Source organism: Comamonas koreensis (assembly GCF_021026195.1).
Taxonomy (GTDB): Bacteria; Pseudomonadota; Gammaproteobacteria; order Burkholderiales; family Burkholderiaceae_C; genus Comamonas; species Comamonas koreensis.
In genome coordinates, this window is sequence record NZ_JAJNCT010000020.1 from 283,384 (window position 1) to 301,260 (window position 17,877).

Below are 17,877 nucleotides of genomic sequence, written 5' to 3' on the forward strand. Positions count from 1 at the left end.
GCCGCAGCCCTGCGCGCATTTGTCAGCGGTATGCAAGACAAAGGGAAATAATGGCTCCACAACAAAAGATGGAGACAGACTTCGATGAGCCGTTTTGCCGACTTCTACGACCGCTCGATCAACGACCGCGATGCTTTCTGGGCCGAGCAGGCGCAGCGCATCGACTGGCATGTGCCGCCCCAGCAGATCTGTGACTACAGCAACCCGCCGTTTGCGCGCTGGTTTGTCGGCGGGCAGACCAACCTCTGCCACAACGCCATCGACCGCCATGTGGCCGAGCGCGGCGACCAGGCCGCGCTGATCGCGGTATCGACCGAGACCAGCACCGAGCGCAGCTACAGCTATGCCGAATTGCACCGCGAGGTGCAGCGCATGGCCGCCGCATTGCAGGCCCTGGGCGTCAAAAAGGGCGACCGGGTGCAGATCTACATGCCGATGATTGCCGAGGCTGCCATCGCGATGCTGGCCAGCGTGCGCATCGGCGCCATCCATTCGGTGGTGTTTGGCGGCTTTGCCTCGGGCTCGCTTGCCACGCGCATTGATGACGCTCAGCCCACCGTCATCATCAGCGCCGATGCAGGATCGCGCGCCGGCAAGGTCGTGCCCTACAAACCCTTGCTGGACGAGGCCATTGCGCTGGCCAGCCACCAGCCCCAGGCCGTGCTGATGGTGGACCGGGGCCTGGCCCCCATGCAACTGGTGCCAGGCCGGGACCACCTTTGGGCCGATCTGCGTGCCCAGCACCTCGATGCGCAGGTGCCCTGCGAATGGGTGGAGTCCACGCACCCCAGCTACACGCTCTACACCAGCGGCACCACCGGCAAGCCCAAGGGCGTGCAGCGCGACACCGGCGGCTACACGGTGGCGCTGGCCGCCAGCCTGCCGGCGATCTTCGATGCCAAGCCCGGCCAGACTTTTTTTTGCACCAGCGATATCGGCTGGGTGGTCGGCCACAGCTACATCATTTATGCGCCGCTGATCGGCGGCATGGCCACCCTCATGTACGAGGGCGTGCCCGTGCGGCCGGACCCGGGCATCTGGTGGAGCCTGGTTGAGAAATACAAGGTCACGCACATGTTCTCGGCGCCCACCGCCATCCGGGTGCTCAAAAAACAGGACCCGGACTACCTGCGCAAGTACGACCTGAGCAGCCTGCAGGCGCTGTGGCTGGCCGGTGAGCCGCTGGATGAGCCCACCGCCAGCTGGATCAGCGGCGCCATCCAGCGCCCTATCATCGACAACTACTGGCAGACGGAAACCGGCTGGCCGATTCTTACCCTGTGCAATGGCGTGGAGCCCCAGCCATCGCGCTTTGGCAGCCCGGGCAAGGCGGTGTTTGGCTACCACGTCAAGCTGATCGACGGCGACACCGGCGCCGAGCTGCAGGAGCCGATGCAAAAGGGTGTGATCGCCATCGAAGGCCCCTTGCCCCCTGGCTGCCTGATGACCATCTGGCGCGACGACCAGCGCTTCGTCAACACCTACTGGAAGAGCATCCCCGGCCGCCTGGTCTACAGCACCTTTGACTGGGGCGTGCGCGACAAGGACGGCTACTACTTCATCCTGGGCCGCACCGATGACGTGATCAACGTTGCCGGCCACCGCCTGGGCACGCGCGAGATCGAGGAAAGCATCTCCGGCCACCCGGATATTGCCGAGGTCGCCGTGGTGGGTGTGGCCGATGCACTCAAAGGCCAGGTCGCGCTGGCCTTTGCCGTTGCGCGCAGCAATGCGGTGGCTGGTGACCTTGCCGCCTGCAACGCGCTGGAGAAATCCGTCTGCAACCATGTCGACACGCAGCTGGGTGCCGTGGCCAGGCCGGCGCGGGTGTACTTTGTGGGCAGCCTGCCCAAGACCCGCAGCGGCAAGCTGCTGCGCCGCGCGCTGCAGGCCGTGGCCGAGAAACGGGACACCGGCGATCTGTCGACGATGGAAGACCCGGCGGCACTGCAGCAGGTGGTGGCGGCCATGACAGCGGCGCAGCGCTGAAGTCAGCCGGGCCTGCGTGGAGGCCACCAGGCGCGTGGCGCAGAGGCACCGAAGCGTTGGCGCAGCGGCTCAGCACGTGTTGCCGTAACTGCGATCACCCCCATCGGTAGCCGGGGAGGGGTGCGAATCCTTCACAGACGGATCATGGAAGCGCCGATCCCCGGGGAGGCGTTTGCCTTACAACGGCGGCCAAAACCCATCGATACAGTGAAATTTTCCAAATCGACAGGAGTCTCGCCATGGCCCAAGAAAATCCGCGTGAAAAATTGTGGGAGCTGATCAAGGACATTCGCTTTGCGATGATCACCCACCGTCACGAAGACGGCAGTCTGCATGCCTGCCCGATGACCACTGCCAACCGTGAAGGCATGAACGAGGACAAGCATCTGTATTTCCTGCTCGGCAAGGATTCGGATCTCTCTCGCTGTCTGCAGCATTCCAGCGATATCAATATCTCTTACGCAGACCCCGATAAGGACAGCTATGTGTCGATTTCGGCCAAAGCGTCAGTCAGCAATGATCTGGCGATCAAGGAGAAGTTCTACGGCCCAATGGCCAAGGCCTGGTTTCCGGACGGCCCCAACGATCCGAATTTGCAGATCCTGATCGCCCGGGTTGACTTTGCCGAATACTGGGATGTCAAGGAGAACAAGCTGGTGCAGCTGTTCAAGATGGCGAAATCAGCAGTGACGGGTGAGCGACCTGAGGGCATGGGCGAGCACCGCGAGATCCGGCTCTAAATCACCGGCCCTGAGATCCCAACTTCATGCCCTGCGCCATGGTTCATGGCGCAGGGCCTGTCACGTTCAGCCGGCGCTGCCATGCTGTATGCCATACGCCCGCTCCACCTTTGCCACCCGCACCTGGTAATGCGCATACCAGCGCTCGGCACCGATGCGTTGGGCAATCAGGTGGTCGCTGTGGGCCTTCCAGCGGCGGATGTCTTCTTCACTTTGCCAGTACGACACGGTGATGCCCAGGCCGTCACTGCCCCGCGTGCTTTCAGCGCCGAGAAAGCCAGACTGCTGCTCGGCCAGTGCGACCATGGCGTCGGCCATCTCGGCATAGGGCTGGTGCTCGCTGTCGGTACGCTGCGAGGTGAAGATGACGGCGTAGTACGGCGGCTGGGGGGTGTTGGCAAAGGCGGCACGTGCATGGCGGTAGCTGGGTGGGCGCGAAGCATAAAAAAGCCAGCGCGGAGGCTGGCTTGGCGGATTCAGGGACTGGGCGTCAAAGCGCGGTATTCCTGCATAGGGACTGGGCTCAGCGGATCAGGTCCTTGAGCTTGCCCGGCTGGCCGTTGGCCTCGTCGGCGCCTTCGAGCGGTGCCTTGCGCTTGGTGATGCTCTTCCAGCCGTCGGCCAAGGCCAGTTCGGCATTGAGCTTGATGAAGGCCAGCTGGTCTGCGGGCACATCTTCTTCGGCGTAGATGGCGTTGGCAGGGCACTCGGGGATGCAGACGGCGCAGTCGATGCATTCGTCCGGATCGATGGTCAGGAAGTTCGGGCCTTCGCGGAAGCAGTCAACAGGGCAGACGTCCACACAATCGGTGTATTTGCACTTGATGCAGTTTTCGGTGACGACGTGGGTCATGGAATGGTTTTCGCCAGTGATTCAGACAAACAAACAGCGGAGGATTTTACGGTTTTTGTGAACAAGCACCTAGCCTACCTCCGAATAACGTGGTTTTTAGCTGCGGGACTGCTTGCTTTATTCCACCAGTACCGCAGCAGCCGTGCTGTTGGAGGCCGTGTCCACCAGGATCAGTGAGCCCAATTCACGCGAGCGCACAAAGGCGGCTGCCGGAATCGCTTCTTGCAGGCTGATCTCCACGCGGCCAATGGCATTGGGTTCGAGCTGCTCGGCGGCCTGGCGCTCCAGCGAGTTGATATCCAGGCGGTTGAGCACCTTGCGCACCTTGGCCTTGATCCAGCGGCGGCCATGCAGCGCCCAGTACACGCGGCCGGGCAGCAGGGGCTCGTTGTCCATCCACGCGATGGTGGCGGTGATCTCGCGCGTTGCGGGCCAGGCGGGCCGTTCGCTGGGGGTGTCAAAGTCATCGTCGGCAGCGTGGGTCACCGCAGGCGCGGGGGCTGCAATGATCCAGTCACCGCGCGAGACATCCACCTCGCGGTCGAGCACAATGCCGGCGCTCTGCCCGGCGCCGCGCGCTACGGGCTGGCGGACATGGTCCAGCACCTGGGCGACGGTAGCGCGCTGGCCGCTGGGCAGGATCTGCACGGCGGTGCCCACTGCCACATCGCCTGTGCCAACACGGCCCCAGAAAATGCGGCGGCCCTGGTGGGTGTCGGCCGACGCAGAGAACTTCTCGACCCATTGCACGGAAAACGCCAGAGGCTGGCCGGCGTCGGCGGGCGTGGTCGGCAGCTTCTCCAGCAGCTCCAGCAGGCTGGGGCCTTGGTAGCCGGCCCAGTCGGGGTGCGAAATCACCACGTTCCAGCCCTTCAAGGCCGAGACGGGGATGGTGGCAGCCACGGTGATGCCCGCTGCCTGGGCAAAAGTTGCCAGGGCGTTGCGGATATTGGCAAAGGCCAGCGCCGGGTCGGCCACCGCGTCGAGCTTGTTGATCGCAAACACCAACGAGTGCACGCGCAGCAGATGTGCCAGCAGGCTGTGGCGGCGCGTCTGGGGCAGCAGCGCGAGCTGCGGGTTCTGCCAGTCCAGCTTGGTGGCATCCACCAGCACCACGGCCGCGTCGGCGCTCGATGCGGCGGTCACCATATTGCGGGTGTACTGCTCATGGCCAGGTGCATCGCCAATGATGAACTTGCGCGTCTCGGTGGCGAAATAGCGGTAGGCCACATCAATCGTGATGCCTTGCTCGCGCTCGGCAGACAGGCCATCGGTGAGCAGGGCCAGGTCGGTCTCGCCACTGCGCTGCACGCCGGCCAGTTGGTCCTGCAGCACCGACTTGCTGTCCACCAGCAGGCGGCCGATCAACGTGGATTTGCCATCATCGACCGAGCCGCAGGTGATGAAGCGCAGCGCCGATGCGGTGCGCTGGTTGTCGTTGGCGGGGGTGCGCACGGCGCTCAGGGTATCGGTAGTCATCAGAAGTATCCGTCTTTCTTGCGCTTTTCCATCGAGGCGTCGCTGGTCTTGTCGTCCATGCGGGTGGCGCCACGCTCGCTCACATCGGCGGCCAGGGTTTCCAGCACAATGTCGTCAGCCGAGGCGGCATCGCTGCTCACCGGGCAGGTGCAGGTGATGTCGCCAACGGTACGGAAGCGCACGGTGCGGTTTTCAACGGTTTCGCCTTCGCGGGCGGGGGTCAGCGGCGTCACGGGCACCAGCAGGCCCTTGCGCTCGACCACATCGCGCTGGTGGGCGTAGTAAAGGCTGGGCAGCGCAATGTTCTCGCGCGCAATGTATTGCCAGACATCGAGCTCGGTCCAGTTGCTGATCGGGAACACGCGGAAATGCTCGCCGGGGGCCAGGCGGGTGTTGAACAGGGTCCAGAGCTCGGGGCGCTGGGCCTTGGGCTGCCACTGGCCAAAGCTGTCACGGTGGCTGAAGATGCGTTCCTTGGCGCGGGCCTTTTCTTCGTCACGGCGGGCGCCGCCAATCAGCGCGTCAAAGCGGAACTCCTCGATCGCTTCGAGCAAGGTCACCGACTGGTGCACATTGCGCGATTCGCCGGGGTGGGCCAGGCGCACAGTGCCGCGCGCCATCGAATCTTCGACGCTGCGCACGATCAGATCGGCGCCCAGTTCCTTGGCGCGCAGATCGCGGAAATCGGTCACCTCGGGGAAATTGTGGCCGGTGTCGATCATCAGCAACGGGTAGGGGATGCGGCCAGCGCCAAAGGCTTTTTCGGCGCATTTGAGCATCACCAGGGAATCTTTGCCGCCGGAAAACAGCAGCGCAGGGCGCTCGAAGGCGGCCGCCACTTCGCGCAGGATAAAGATGGTTTCTTCTTCCAGCGCATCCAGGTGCTGGTTGCTCAGGTGGTTGAGCACATCGGTTTCGACACGGGCGTTCATATCTGAGGGACTTTCTTGTCGGGCGGGCTGCATATGGTCAGTGGGCAATGTGCAGGCCGCATTCGCGGTTGTCTTCGCCCTTGGTGGGATCCACATAGTCGAAGTTGTTGGGCAGACCGTGTTTTTCGCAGTATTCGTAGAGGTCCTTGGACGACCAGTGCAGCAATGGTGCTACTTTGATGAGGCCATCGGGGTTGAGACTCACGGCCTCCATCTGCGCACGCACGGCGGTGTCGGTCGCGCGCAGTGCGGTGAACCAGACCTGGGGCCGGGTCTCGCGCAGCGCACGGGCAAAGGGCTCGAGCTTGACCTCTTCGGTAAAGGCGGCGTGGCGCGGGTCATCGAGCGCGGGCGTCGCGCCTTCAACGGCTTCGCGGTGCGCACGCGAGCGGCGGGGCAGGTAGATCTGCAGGTTGAGCTGGAGCTGGCGCGTCACCTCGTCGGCAAAGCGGTAGGTGGCCTCGGTGTTGTAGCCGTTGTCCATCCAGACCACCGGCACATCGGGCTGCACTTGCGTGACCAGGTGCAGGATTACCGCTTCAAACGGGCGGAAATTGGTGGTCACGATGCTGGTCTGGCCCAGCGACAGCGCCCAGCGCACCAGGCCGGCGGCGTCGTTGCCCAGCTCGGCATTCACACGGGCCAGCTCTTGGGGAGTGAGGGTGGTCTTGCTCATGCGGCGGCCTGGTCAAAATGGGGCTTGGCTTCGACGTCGCCTTGGTAAAAACCGGCAAAACGCTCAAACTGGCGCGCGGCATCGGCCACGTCCACGCCTGCTTTCAGCACCGCACTGCTGAAACCGGTGCGGTGCATCTGCACCAGCTGGTCGATCAGCACATCGCCATGGGCGCGGATATCGCCCTTGAAGCCCCGGCGGCGGCGCAGCAGGTAGGCCTGGCTGAACGCGCGGCCATCGGTGAAGGCGGGAAAGTCGAGGTCGATGCGCTCCACGCCATCGAGCGAGACTTGCAGTGCATCGGCATCATTGGCCAGCCGCAGCACGCTGCGGTCGCCTTCGGCAGCGGGCTGGTGGTCACCGGCGGCCAGGATCTGGAAATCGTTGGGAATGCTCATCGTTGTTCTTCTCAATGCTCAGGCTTCGGTGGTTTCTGCCGCTTCGGGCAGGCGGGCGGACTTGCCAGCTTCCTTGAAGGGGTCCAGGCCCACGCGGCGCACGGTGTCGATAAACAGCTCGCCGTTGTCACGCAGGTCGCGGTAGGCGGTCAGCACGGCTTCGATCACACCGGGCACTTCGGCAGCGCTGAACGAGGGGCCAATGGCCTTGCCGGCCTGGGGCGCGCCCGACAAGGTAGCGCCATCGGAGCCACCCACGGTGATCTGGTACCACTCCTTGCCGTCCTTGTCGACGCCGAGGATGCCGATATGGCCGCTGTGGTGGTGGCCGCAGCTGTTGATGCAGCCGCTGATGTGCAGGTCGATGTCGCCGATGTCGTCGAGCTCGTCCAGATCCTGGTAGCGCTCGGTGATGGCGGCGGCAATCGGCAGGCTGCGGGCATTGGCCAGGGCGCAGAGGTCACCGCCGGGGCAGGCGATCATGTCGGTCAGCAGGTCCACATTGGTGCTGGCCAGGCCCAGGGCCTTGGCCTGCAGCCACAGATCATGCAGCTGGCTCACGTGCACCCAGGGCAGCACCACGTTCTGGTCGTGGGTCACACGGGCTTCGCCGGCGGAGAACTGGTCCACCAGCTGGGCCAGCGCATCGAGCTGCTCGCCCGAGGCATCACCGGGCGCCTGGCCGACACGCTTGAACGACAGCACCACGGCGCGCAGCTGCGGGTTTTGGTGGGCACGCACATTGCGGCTCACCCAGCGGCCAAAGGCCGGTTCACGGGCACCTTGCTCGGTCAGCTGGTGCTTGGCTTCGGTGGCATTGACTTGCGGGTAGCCCGACAGGTCGGGTGCCACAAAGCAGGCGGCCACGCGGTCAAACTCGGCCTGGGGGATGGTGTGCGGGCCGCCGTCGACTTCGACAATCTGGCGGAATTCCTCTTCCACCGAATCAATGTAGGTCTGGCCTTCAGCCTTGACCAGGATCTTGATGCGGGCCTTGTACTTGTTGTCCCGGCGGCCGCGCTCGTTGTAGACGCGCACGATCGCCTCGATGTAGTTGAGCACCTGGTTCCAGGGCAGAAACTCGCGGATGGGCGTGCCGATCACCGGTGTGCGGCCCATGCCGCCGCCGACAAACACCTTGAAGCCGATTTCACCAGCCTCGTTCTTGACCAGATGCAGACCCACATCGTGCCAGCCGGTGGCGGCGCGGTCTTCTGCCGAGCCGCTGATCGCAATCTTGAACTTGCGCGGCAGGAACGCGAACTCGGGGTGCAAGGTGGTCCATTGGCGCAGCACCTCGGCATAGGGGCGGGGGTCCACCAGTTCGTCCACGGCCACGCCGGCCAGCGCATCGGTGGTCGTGTTGCGGATGCAGTTGCCGCTGGTCTGGATGCCGTGCAGGTTGACGCTGGCCAGCAGGTCCATCACATCGGCGGACTTGGACAGCGGAATCCAGTTGAACTGCACATTGGTGCGGGTGGTGAAATGCGCGTAGTGGGTGGGCAGGTAGGTGGTGCCCATCGCGCCCTGGGTCTTGAGCGCATCCTGGTAGAGCTGGGCGTCCGGTTCATCGTATTCGCGGGCAATGCGGGCCAGCACGCGGATCTGGGCAGAGTTGATTTCGCCATAAGGCACTGCCACCCGCAGCATCGGTGCATAGCGTTGCACATACCAGCCGTTTTGCAGACGCAGCGGGCGGAATTCTTCTTCACTCAGCCGGCCCGTTTCCCAGCGTTGGAGCTGGTCACGGAACTGGTCTGCTCGGGCCTGGACAAACTGGCGGTCAAAAGAGGTGTATTGGTACATCGTGGTGCGGGAGTTGCAGCTACCAAGCCCTGTTTTGCTTGCTGCCCCAATGGCGGCAAAGCTGGGCTGTTGCGATGTACTGTAGAAAAGTTTTATATAAACTCAAACTACATTTTTCTCAGTCCTGTATGACATTGAGTTATATGAAAATGGCAAATGCTAGTGAGCAAATGGCATATGGGCGCCACAAGGTGCCCCGTAGACCGGGCTAGGCGGAAACGGCGGATCGCATCTGCCCAGCTAAAGCGCTCGCTTATTTACAGTAACGGTCGCTGGCCAGCGCCAGGGCCAGCGGGTTGGCAAGGGGCAGCGGCTCGGCATGCAGGCGGGCCGCCAGCAGCTCGGCGCAGAGCAGGGCCCAGGTCAGGCCGCGCGATCCCATCGCCGTGGCGACCCAAGGGCTGGCCAGGCCGTCGGGCAGCGCTTGCAGGGCCTGCGCTGGCAACAGCGGGCCCACCAGTGGGAGCCGGTCGGTCGATGCGCAGCGCAGCTGGGCCCAGTGCCGGGCCTGGGCAAAGGCCTGTGCATCGGGCCGGTGGCCGGCCGGCAGCAGGGTTTGCAGCTTGGCCCAGTTGCCGGCATGCGCAGCGGCGGCATCGTCGGCCGACGGCGGCAGTGTGGATTGGCCGCGCTCAAAGCTCGATCCCATGACCCAGGCCGCGTCTCCCGTCTGCCGAGTGCGGAAATAGGGCACCCAGCTGCCATGCCCATTGACCGGCTGGTGGGCGGCGGGCGCTTGGCCGGCCGGGTAGCTGCCCCAGCTGACCTGGCCACGAATGGTTTGCAGCGCCGGGGCCGCAGCCAGGCTTTGTCCGTTGATGCGGATGCTGGCCGATTGCGGCCCGGCGCAGAGCACGACCAGATCAGCCTGCGCCCAGGGCTGGCCTTGGCCGTCGCGCAGCGACCATTGCGGCGGGCCCTCGGCGCTCTCCAGCGCGTCGAGCGCCTGCACCGGCGCGTTGCCGACAAAGCGGATCGCTGGATGGTCCAGCAAGGCCTGGACGAGGGCGGCCGGCCGCAGCCAGCCGCCTCGCGGGTGCCAAAGCGCGGGGGTGCCGGCGGGCAAGCCCAGCGCCTCCAGGCAGGCGGCGCTGGCCTCGTCACTCCAGTCAGCGGCAGGCGCGGCCAGCGTGTCTCTCCAGGCGGGTGGCCGTTCATGGGCGCTGCGGCGTGCCGACATTGCCGGGCCGTCGCCATGCGCTGCCGTCTCATCGGGCGGCGTGCCCAGTTGTCGGCGCTCCAGCACCCCGGTCATCTCCCAATCCAGCCCCGCTTGCAGCAGCAGCTGCAAGCATTGCAGACTGCAGCGCTGGCCGGCGCGGGTGATGCGCGAGAGCGGGCTGTCGTCACTGCTGGTATGGGGCGCAAAAATGCCGGCGGGCAGTGCGGAGGCACCGGCGGCCGGATGGCTGGCGGCATCGAGCACGGTGACCTGCCAGCCGCGCAGGGCCAACTGGCGCGCGCAAGCAGCACCGGCAATGCCGGCGCCAATGATGGCCGCGCGCCCGCCGCCGCCCGCCAGCCGCGCCGGCAGGGCCTGCGCTCCCAGAGGCCATAGCGGCGCCTTGCGGGGCTCCCAGTGCGGGGCAAAGTGTGCCTGCAGGTTGTCGCGCTTGGGCGGCACGCCGGGCACCTTGTGTACCTCAAAGCCGCACTGGGCCAGATCGCGCCGCAACTGGGCGGCGATGGTCCAGGTGGCAAGCTGGGTGCCGCGCCGGGCGCAGCGGGCCACGGCCTTCAGGCTGTGCAGGCTCCACATATCGGGGTTGCGGGCGGGGCTGAAGCCGTCCAGGTAGATGCTGTCGGCGACCAGCTCCTGCTGGCGCAGCATGGTCTGGCTGTCGCCAATCAGCAGGCTGAGCAGCACCCGGCCACCGGCCAGGCGCAGGCGGTGCACACCCGGCAGCAGGCCCCACCATTGGGCGGCAAGCTCTTCGGCCAGCGGCAGCAGATGGGGAAACTTGCGCGCCTGCTCCAACAGGTCAGCCGCTGCAATGGGAAAGGCCTCGGTCGAGACAAAGTGCAGCAGCGCAGGACGGGCCGGGTCTTGCTGCCAGGCATGCCAGGTGACCAGAAAGTTCAGCCCAAAGCCAAAACCGGTCTCCAGAATGCGCCACTGCGGCTGGCCTGCCCAGGCCTGGGGCAGGCCACAGCCGGCCAGGAATACCTGCTCGGCCTGGGCCAGTGCATGGGCGGCTTCGCTGTGGTAACGGTCACCAAAGCGGGGGCTGTAGGGCGTGCCGTCGGCCATCCATTGCACGGTCTCAGTCATGGCTTGCAAAAATCATTTCTCAAAGAATGGGGGATTGTAGGGAGTTCAGTCCCAGTGAGTGGTGACGCCAGCCCTTCATGGCATATTTGTGACAATTTGTTGTCAAAGCCGTACTATCATGGCCGCATGCCTGATCGACCGTCTGCCCGTTCTCTTGCCTCTCACTGCCTGTTGCTGGCGCTGGCCTGGACCCTGCCTGGCCATGCCCAGGCACCTGCCCAAGCCCAGCCCGCCGTCTATGCCGCTGCGCAGGCAGAGCAAACACCCATGCTGGCCACCTTGAAGAATCTGGTGCATATCGAATCGGGCAGCCGCGATTATGGCGGCGTCAGCTATATCGCCCAGGTGGCTGCCGAGCGGCTCAAAGCGCTGGGTGGCGAGGTGCAGGTCATCCCGGCCACGGATGTGGTGCGGCTGGAGGATACGCCGGAGCAGGTCGGCCCCATGGTGCAGGCCGTTTTCAAGGGCCGGGGCCAGTCGCGCATCCTGATGATGGCGCACATGGACACCGTCTACCAGCGCGGCGATGTCGACAAGCAGCCGTTCCGCATCGAGGGTGACCGGGTTTACGGCCTGGGTGTGGAAGACGAAAAGCAGGGCGTGGCGCTGGTGCTGCACAGCATCGCCATGCTGCAAAAGCTGGGGTATGACAGCTTTGGCGAGATCACCGTGCTGTTCAACAGCGATGAAGAGATCAGCTCGCCGGGCTCACGCCGGTTGATCAGCGCGCTGGCGCGCGACCAGGATGCCATCTTCTCGTTTGAGAGCGGTGGCCTGCAGGGCACCCTGCACCTGGCTACCAGCGGCATTGGCGCGATGTTCCTGGAGGTGCAGGGCAAATCCTCGCATGCCGGGGCCAAGCCCGAGGCAGGGGTGAACGCGCTGTATGAACTGTCGCACCAGCTGCTGCAGATGCGCGATCTGTCGCAGCCAGAAAATGGTCTGAAGCTGAACTGGACCATCGCGCAAGCGGGCACCACCCGCAATGTGATACCGCCCCATGCCCGGGCGCAGGCCGATGCCCGGGCGCTGCGGGCCCAGGATTTTCAGGCGCTGCAGGATGCGGTGCAAGAAAAAATCAAGAACCGCCTGCTGCCTGACAGCAAGGTGACGGCCCGCTTTGAGCTGCGCCGCCCGCCGATGCAGGCCAGCGATGCGGCACGCCGCATTGCCGCGCAGGCCAAGGCCATCTACCAGGATGAGCTAGGCATACCGCTGCATGTGAACGATGTGGCGCTGGGCGGCGGCACCGATGCCGCTTTTGCCGCCCTCAACACCCGGGGTGGGGTGGTGGAGGGCATGGGCGTGTGCGGCTACGGCGCGCATGACATGTATGGCGAGTACATCCTGCTGGACTGCATTGCGCCGCGCCTGTACCTGGTGGCACGCATGGTGATGGCGCTGTCGGAGCCGGCGACCGCGCGCTGATCGCCGGAGCAGGGCTGAGGCTCAGCCCTTTTTCTGCAGCATCTTGATGACGCTGGAGAAGTCCTCACCTCCATGGCCGGCAATGCTGTGCGCCGCATACAGCTGGCGCGCCATGCCACCCAGCGGGGTGCTGGCCTTCACCGTCATTGCGCTTTCCTGTGCCAGGCCCAGGTCCTTGAGCATCAGGTCAGTGCCAAAGCCGCCGGTGTAGCCGCGCGTGGCAGCGCTGGCGTCCTGCACGCCGGGGAAGGGGTTGTAGACCTCCAGCGCCCAGTTGCCACCCGAGCTGCGGCGCATGATTTCGCTGAGCACCTTGGGATCCAGGCCATTGGCAACACCCAGTGCAATCGCCTCGCTGGTGCCGATCATCAAAATGCCCAGCAGCATGTTGTTGCAGATCTTGGCGGTCTGGCCCGCGCCCACATCGCCGGCGTGGAAGATGTTCTTGCCCATTTTCTCGAGCAGCGGGCGGGCGCGCTCCAGGTCGGCTGCGCTGCCGCCGACCATGAAGGTCAGGCTGCCGGCAATCGCGCCACCGGTGCCGCCGGAGACGGGCGCATCGATAAAGCCGATCCCCAGCGCCTGCGCGGCCTTGGCCACTTTCTGGCTGGTTGCTGCTGCAATGGTGGAGCTGTCGATGATCAGCGCGCCCTTGGCAATGCCTTGCAGCAGGCCCGCCTGGCTGCCGTTGCCCAGAAACAGGCCTTCGACATGCTGGCTGGCGGGCAGCATGCTGACGACCACCTCTGCGCCTTCGACGGCCTCCTGGGCGCTGGTCGCGGCGCTGCCGCCTTCGGCCACCACCTTGGCTACCGCCTCGCGGCTCAGGTCAAAAGCGCGGACCTGGTGGCCCGCCTTGGCCAGGTTGATGGCCATGGGCGCGCCCATATTGCCCAGGCCGATGAATGCGATATTTGCCATGGTTGTCTCCTTGAAATAGTGCTGATTGGAATAGCTTGGCTGGAATTGGGTGTTGATTCAATTGGCGATGGCTGCCCCGTGTGTCTGCAAAATATCGCGCAGGATGCTCCGATGACAGCGTGCTTCGTCATCGCAGTAGCAGCCTACCGAGAAATGTGCTTGATGCGATAGCGCAGCCAGCAATTCGAGCGTACGTGCGGCAGGCGCCTCGGCCAGCTGTTTGCGAAAGACTTTGTCAAATGCCCGCCACAGCTTGGTCGCTTCCGCGTTGTGGCCTTGTTTGTCCAGCTGGTGCGATTGCAGAGCCATCTGCATGGTCTCGGGCTCGGGTGAGAGCTCGGGATACCACTGGTCGTAGTAATTGCGGCTGGCAAATTCAGCCTTTGGCACACCGCGTGGTGGGCGGCGTACCGTGCCGATACGCAGGCCTTCATCAGGGGCGCGGGGGCTGCCGAGTTGAACGATACGGATCGGCATGGTGGTTGTGTGCTCCTGGTTTGCAGTGGGTTTACAGATCGCTGTCAAACACGCTGTGGCGTTTGCGGGCGGCGGGGGCCGGGCCCGCATCGCCAGCCGCCTTGGCGGTTTTTGCTTTTTTTAGCGGCTTGGCGGAGGGATCGGAAGTAGCAGCCTTGGGTTTTTTCTTTGGGGTCGCCTTGGCGCGGGGGTTAAAGGCCAGCGCCGCATCGATCCAGTGCTGCCAGGCCTCGCGCGTGGCGTAGGCGGCAGGGCCCACCAGAAAATAGCCGTCCATCAAACCTTTGGACGACAGCGGGCGCAGGCCAGGCACTTCTGCCACCTGGGCATGGGTTTCGGGCGCCAGGCGCACCAGCAGCTCGTCGTTCTCCACGCCCAGACACATCTTGCCGTCGACCATGAACACATGGCAGCCGAACATGGTTTTCTCTTCCACCGAGACGCCCACGGCTTGCTCGGCCAGTGCCAGGCGCACGGCATCGATAAGGCGCAGGGTTTCAGGGTCTAAAGGGCGGCGTGGCATGGTCGGAGGGTGCTTGGGCAGGAGGGGTGGGGAGGCGCCTGCTCAGCGGATGGCCTCAGGCGCATCCCCATCGAGCATGCGCCGGGCGATGATGACCCGCATGATCTCGTTGGTGCCTTCCAGAATCTGGTGCACCCGGGCGTCGCGCATCAGGCGCTCCAGCGGGTACTCACGAATATAGCCGTAGCCGCCATGCAGTTGCAGCGCATCGTTGCAGACATTGAAGCCCGCATCCGTCGCAAAGCGCTTGGCCATTGCGCAGTAGGTGGAGGCATCGCGCGCCCCGGCGTCGAGCTTGCTGGCGGCCAGGCGCACCATCTGGCGTGCGGCGACCAGCTCGGTTGCCATGTCGGCCAGCTTGAACTGCAGCGCCTGAAAACTGGCAATCGGCTTGCCGAACTGCTTGCGCTCCTGCATATAGCTCTGCGCCTGGGTCAGCGCGCCCTGGGCTGCGCCTACCGAGCAGGTGGCGATATTGATGCGGCCGCCGTCGAGCCCCTTCATCGCAATCTTGAAGCCTTCGCCCTCGCGGCCCAGCAGGTGGTTGGCGGGGATGCGCACATTGTCAAAGCTGATCACGCGCGTGGGCTGGCTGTTCCAGCCCATTTTTTCTTCCTTCTTGCCGTAGCTGATGCCTTCCAGGTGCGCGGGCACGGCAAAGGCGCTGATGCCCGAGGCGCCCGATTGTGCGTCGCCCGTGCGGGCCATCAGCACCAGCATGTCGGTGGCGCCGGCCCCGCTGATGAAGGCCTTGCTGCCATTGATGATGTAGTCATGGCCCACCAGCTCGGCCCGGGTCTTGAGCGAGGCGGCGTCGGACCCGGCACCGGGCTCGGTCAGGCAGTAGCTGGTCAGCTTCTGGCCGCTGGCGAGCAGGGGCCCCCATTCCTCGCGCACCGCATCGCTGGCCCAGGTGCCCAGCATCCAGGTCGCCATGTTGTGGATGGTGATGAAGGCGGTGGTGGATGGGTCTACGGCAGCCAGCTCCTCAAACACCAGGGTGGCGTCGAGCCGGGGCAGCGCCAGGCCGCCTGCGTTTTCGGGGGCATACAGGCCGCAAAAGCCCAGCTCGCCCGCCTTGGCAATCGCCTCACGGGGAAAGACGGCCTCGGCATCCCAGTGCGCGGCATGCGGGGCCAGCTCGGTCTGGGCAAAGGCGCGCGCGGTGTCGGCAAATGCGCGTTGGTCTTCTGATAGCTCGAAATCCATGGGCTTGTCTCCTGTCTCTTATCGTGCTGCGCCGGGCATGCGAGGCCCGGGCGGCACCGTTTGTGGTGAACGCGGCTGGCTATGGTTTTTGCAGCAGCTCGGGCGGCGGGCCTTCGTGCAGCCAGACCATCAACTCCTTCTTGCGCTTGCCGATTTCGGCCACCAGGCATTCGTGGTAGCGGCGCGGCCAGTCGGGCTGGGCCTCGTGCGCGGCCTGCTGCTTCTTGCAGGTGGCGGCGCGCTGGCGTATCCACTCGTTCTGGTCACGGCGCAAGGCAGGGCGTTCGTGCGCCGACAGAATGCGCATGACGTCGGCATACAGGATGTTGTTGTCGGTATCGGCTTGCTGAAAGGCCTGTACTGCGCAGGCATTGGTTTGCTCGGTGCTGCCGCCGCTCACACAGGCCGCGCCTGCCTGGGCAAGCACGGTCTGCGGCGCAAGGGCAGCCGAGGCTGCAAAAAACAGAGCCAGCAGCGCTGGGCGGGATGCGAAGGAATGGGGCATAGCCCAGATCATCGCCGCAAAACAGCAGCGGTCCGGCAAAGGCCCGCTGCAGTGTTCGCCAAGTCCGCTTATTTCAGGCTGATCGTGGTGTTCACACCATGGGCAATGGTGCTGTCGTCAAACCAGCGGGCCGTCACCGTCTTGGTCTGCGTGTAGAACATCACAACCTGCTTGCCGTAGGGGCCCAGGTCGCCGAGCTTGGAGGCGCGGCTGCCGGTGAACGAGAACAGCGGCACGGGCACAGGGATAGGCACATTGATGCCGATCTGGCCGACATCGATCTCTTCCTGGAACTTGCGCGCAGCGGCACCGCTTTGCGTGAAGATCGCCGTGCCGTTGCCATTGGGGTTGGCGTTGATGAAGGCAATGGCCTCATCGATATCGGCGGCTTCGGCAATGCAGAGCACGGGGCCGAAGATTTCCTGGTCATAAATGGCCATGCCGGGTTTGACGCCGGAGAAGACGGTTGGGCCGACAAAGTTGCCCTTTTCAAAACCCGCGACGGCGGGCTTGCGGCCATCGAGCTCCAGCTTGGCGCCATCGGCAATGCCGCGTTCGATCAGGCTTTCCACCCGCGACAGCGCCTGGCAGGAGACGACCGGGCCCACATCGGTGCCCGCTTCGGTTCCGGCAGACACCTTCAAGGTCTTGGCCTTTTCGACCAATTCGGGGATCCACTTCTGGGCCTCGCCCACCAGCACCACCACCGACAGCGCCATGCAGCGCTGGCCAGCGGCACCAAATGCCGCACCAGCGAGCGCGTTGAGCGACTGCTCCTTGTTGCAGTCGGGCAGCACGATGGCGTGGTTCTTCGCGCCCATCATGCATTGCACGCGCTTGCCGTTGAGCGATGCGCGGTTGTACACATGGGTGCCCACCTTGGTCGAGCCGACAAAGCTGATCGCCTTGATATCGGGGTGGTCGCAGATGGCGTTGACGGCGTCTTCGCCGCCGTGGATCACATTGAGCACGCCCGGGGGCACGCCGGCTTCCAGGGCCAGCTCGCACAGGCGCATGGTCACCATCGGGTCTTGCTCGGAGGGCTTGAGCACAAATGTGTTGCCAGTGGCAATGGCCATCGGGAACATCCACAGCGGGATCATCGCCGGGAAATTGAAGGGGGTGATGCCGGCGCACACGCCCAGTGGCTGGTTCAGGGTGTAGGTGTCGACACCATTGGCCACATTGTTGGCCAGCTCACCCAGCTGCAGCGAGCCGATGTTGGCCGCATGCTCGACCACCTCCAGGCCACGGAAGACATCGCCTTCGGCATCGGGCAGGGTCTTGCCTTGCTCGGCCGTGAGGATGGCGGCCAGCTCCTTCATGTTCTCGCGGATCAGCTGCTGGAGCTTGAGGAAGATGCGGGCGCGCACGCCAATCGGCGTCTTCTTCCAGGTCTTGAACGCCTCCTTGGCATTGGCCACCGCCGCGTTGATCTCTTCGGGCGTTGCAAAAGGCACGCGGGCCAGCACCTGCTGGGTCGCAGGGTTGACGACGTCGCGCCACTGCGTGGTCTTGGATTCGACCAATTGGCCGTTGATCAACAGCTTGACGGTCGGCGCCAAGGTGCTGGTGGATTGCGGTGCGTTCATGTTTTGTCTCCTGGGTATCTGGGTCACAAGCGGCGGCAGGCTGCCAGCGGGCAAGCTACCGTTACTGCACATCGTAG

The 17,877-nt window shown here is 64.6% G+C and carries 17 protein-coding genes; 3 read left to right on the forward strand and 14 right to left on the reverse strand.

Features of this window, described 5'->3' with window-relative positions; translation table 11 throughout:
- The first annotated feature begins 84 nt into the window (after positions 1 to 84).
- Both LPW39_RS15495 and LPW39_RS15500 read left to right on the forward strand, forming a co-directional pair.
- The gene (locus LPW39_RS15495; RefSeq protein WP_230776946.1) at positions 85 to 1,989 is read left to right on the forward strand and encodes a propionate--CoA ligase; all 1,905 of its coding nucleotides are present in this window, start codon (positions 85 to 87) and stop codon (positions 1,987 to 1,989) included.
- Between the two features lie 239 nt (positions 1,990 to 2,228).
- Positions 2,229 to 2,729 carry a pyridoxamine 5'-phosphate oxidase family protein gene (locus LPW39_RS15500; RefSeq protein WP_230776948.1) on the forward strand — a complete coding sequence of 167 codons (501 nt, stop codon included), beginning with the start codon at positions 2,229 to 2,231 and terminating at the stop codon, positions 2,727 to 2,729.
- A gap of 66 nt (positions 2,730 to 2,795) precedes the next feature.
- Here the strand turns inward: LPW39_RS15500 and LPW39_RS15505 are convergent, their stop codons facing one another.
- The 8 genes from LPW39_RS15505 to mnmC all read right to left on the reverse strand — a co-directional run bounded on the left by LPW39_RS15505 (position 2,796) and on the right by mnmC (position 11,145).
- Positions 2,796 to 3,095: an antibiotic biosynthesis monooxygenase family protein gene (locus tag LPW39_RS15505; protein ID WP_230777318.1), complete on the reverse strand. Its 300-nt coding sequence runs from the start codon at positions 3,093 to 3,095 to the stop codon at positions 2,796 to 2,798.
- A gap of 157 nt (positions 3,096 to 3,252) precedes the next feature.
- Positions 3,253 to 3,582 carry a ferredoxin FdxA gene (gene fdxA / locus LPW39_RS15510; protein ID WP_230776950.1) on the reverse strand — a complete coding sequence of 110 codons (330 nt, stop codon included), beginning with the start codon at positions 3,580 to 3,582 and terminating at the stop codon, positions 3,253 to 3,255.
- A gap of 117 nt (positions 3,583 to 3,699) precedes the next feature.
- Positions 3,700 to 5,061 carry a sulfate adenylyltransferase subunit 1 gene (locus tag LPW39_RS15515; RefSeq protein WP_230776960.1) on the reverse strand — a complete coding sequence of 454 codons (1,362 nt, stop codon included), beginning with the start codon at positions 5,059 to 5,061 and terminating at the stop codon, positions 3,700 to 3,702.
- Positions 5,061 to 5,993 carry a sulfate adenylyltransferase subunit CysD gene (gene cysD, locus LPW39_RS15520; RefSeq protein WP_133856053.1) on the reverse strand — a complete coding sequence of 311 codons (933 nt, stop codon included), beginning with the start codon at positions 5,991 to 5,993 and terminating at the stop codon, positions 5,061 to 5,063. Before cysD ends, LPW39_RS15515 begins: the two co-directional genes overlap by 1 nt.
- 37 nt (positions 5,994 to 6,030) lie before the next feature.
- Positions 6,031 to 6,669 (reverse strand): phosphoadenosine phosphosulfate reductase domain-containing protein, encoded by a 639-nt coding sequence (locus tag LPW39_RS15525; RefSeq protein WP_230776969.1) that lies wholly within the window; start codon positions 6,667 to 6,669, stop codon positions 6,031 to 6,033.
- Complete coding sequence (locus LPW39_RS15530) at positions 6,666 to 7,067, reverse strand: DUF934 domain-containing protein (protein WP_230776971.1); 402 nt, start codon at positions 7,065 to 7,067, stop codon at positions 6,666 to 6,668. Before LPW39_RS15530 ends, LPW39_RS15525 begins: the two co-directional genes overlap by 4 nt.
- 18 nt (positions 7,068 to 7,085) lie before the next feature.
- The gene (locus LPW39_RS15535; protein WP_230776973.1) at positions 7,086 to 8,873 is read right to left on the reverse strand and encodes a nitrite/sulfite reductase; all 1,788 of its coding nucleotides are present in this window, start codon (positions 8,871 to 8,873) and stop codon (positions 7,086 to 7,088) included.
- 253 nt (positions 8,874 to 9,126) lie between these two features.
- Positions 9,127 to 11,145, reverse strand: coding sequence for an FAD-dependent 5-carboxymethylaminomethyl-2-thiouridine(34) oxidoreductase MnmC (mnmC, locus tag LPW39_RS15540; RefSeq protein ID WP_230776982.1), 2,019 nt, complete (start codon positions 11,143 to 11,145; stop codon positions 9,127 to 9,129).
- A gap of 126 nt (positions 11,146 to 11,271) precedes the next feature.
- Between mnmC and LPW39_RS15545 the strand changes: the two genes are divergently transcribed.
- On the forward strand, positions 11,272 to 12,573 hold the full coding sequence (locus tag LPW39_RS15545; protein ID WP_230776992.1) for a glutamate carboxypeptidase: 1,302 nt from the start codon (positions 11,272 to 11,274) through the stop codon (positions 12,571 to 12,573).
- 21 nt (positions 12,574 to 12,594) lie between these two features.
- On the opposite strand, the gene mmsB is transcribed toward LPW39_RS15545, so the two are convergent.
- From mmsB to LPW39_RS15575, 6 genes are all read right to left on the reverse strand, one after another.
- Entirely contained in the window at positions 12,595 to 13,551 is a 957-nt protein-coding gene (gene mmsB / locus LPW39_RS15550) for a 3-hydroxyisobutyrate dehydrogenase (RefSeq protein ID WP_330166618.1), read from the reverse strand.
- Entirely contained in the window at positions 13,552 to 13,971 is a 420-nt protein-coding gene (locus tag LPW39_RS15555) for a DUF488 domain-containing protein (protein WP_230776995.1), read from the reverse strand.
- 31 nt (positions 13,972 to 14,002) lie between these two features.
- Positions 14,003 to 14,494, reverse strand: a complete 492-nt coding sequence (locus tag LPW39_RS15560; protein ID WP_230776997.1) for a TfoX/Sxy family protein — start codon at positions 14,492 to 14,494, stop codon at positions 14,003 to 14,005.
- Positions 14,495 to 14,536: 42 nt separating this feature from the next.
- Positions 14,537 to 15,703, reverse strand: a complete 1,167-nt coding sequence (locus LPW39_RS15565) for an acyl-CoA dehydrogenase family protein (RefSeq protein WP_230777004.1) — start codon at positions 15,701 to 15,703, stop codon at positions 14,537 to 14,539.
- Positions 15,704 to 15,782: 79 nt separating this feature from the next.
- A complete protein-coding gene (locus LPW39_RS15570; RefSeq protein ID WP_230777006.1) occupies positions 15,783 to 16,208 on the reverse strand; it encodes a lysozyme inhibitor LprI family protein in 426 nt (141 codons plus the stop codon).
- Positions 16,209 to 16,276: 68 nt separating this feature from the next.
- Positions 16,277 to 17,800, reverse strand: coding sequence for a CoA-acylating methylmalonate-semialdehyde dehydrogenase (locus LPW39_RS15575; RefSeq protein ID WP_133856063.1), 1,524 nt, complete (start codon positions 17,798 to 17,800; stop codon positions 16,277 to 16,279).
- Positions 17,801 to 17,877 lie beyond the last annotated feature (77 nt).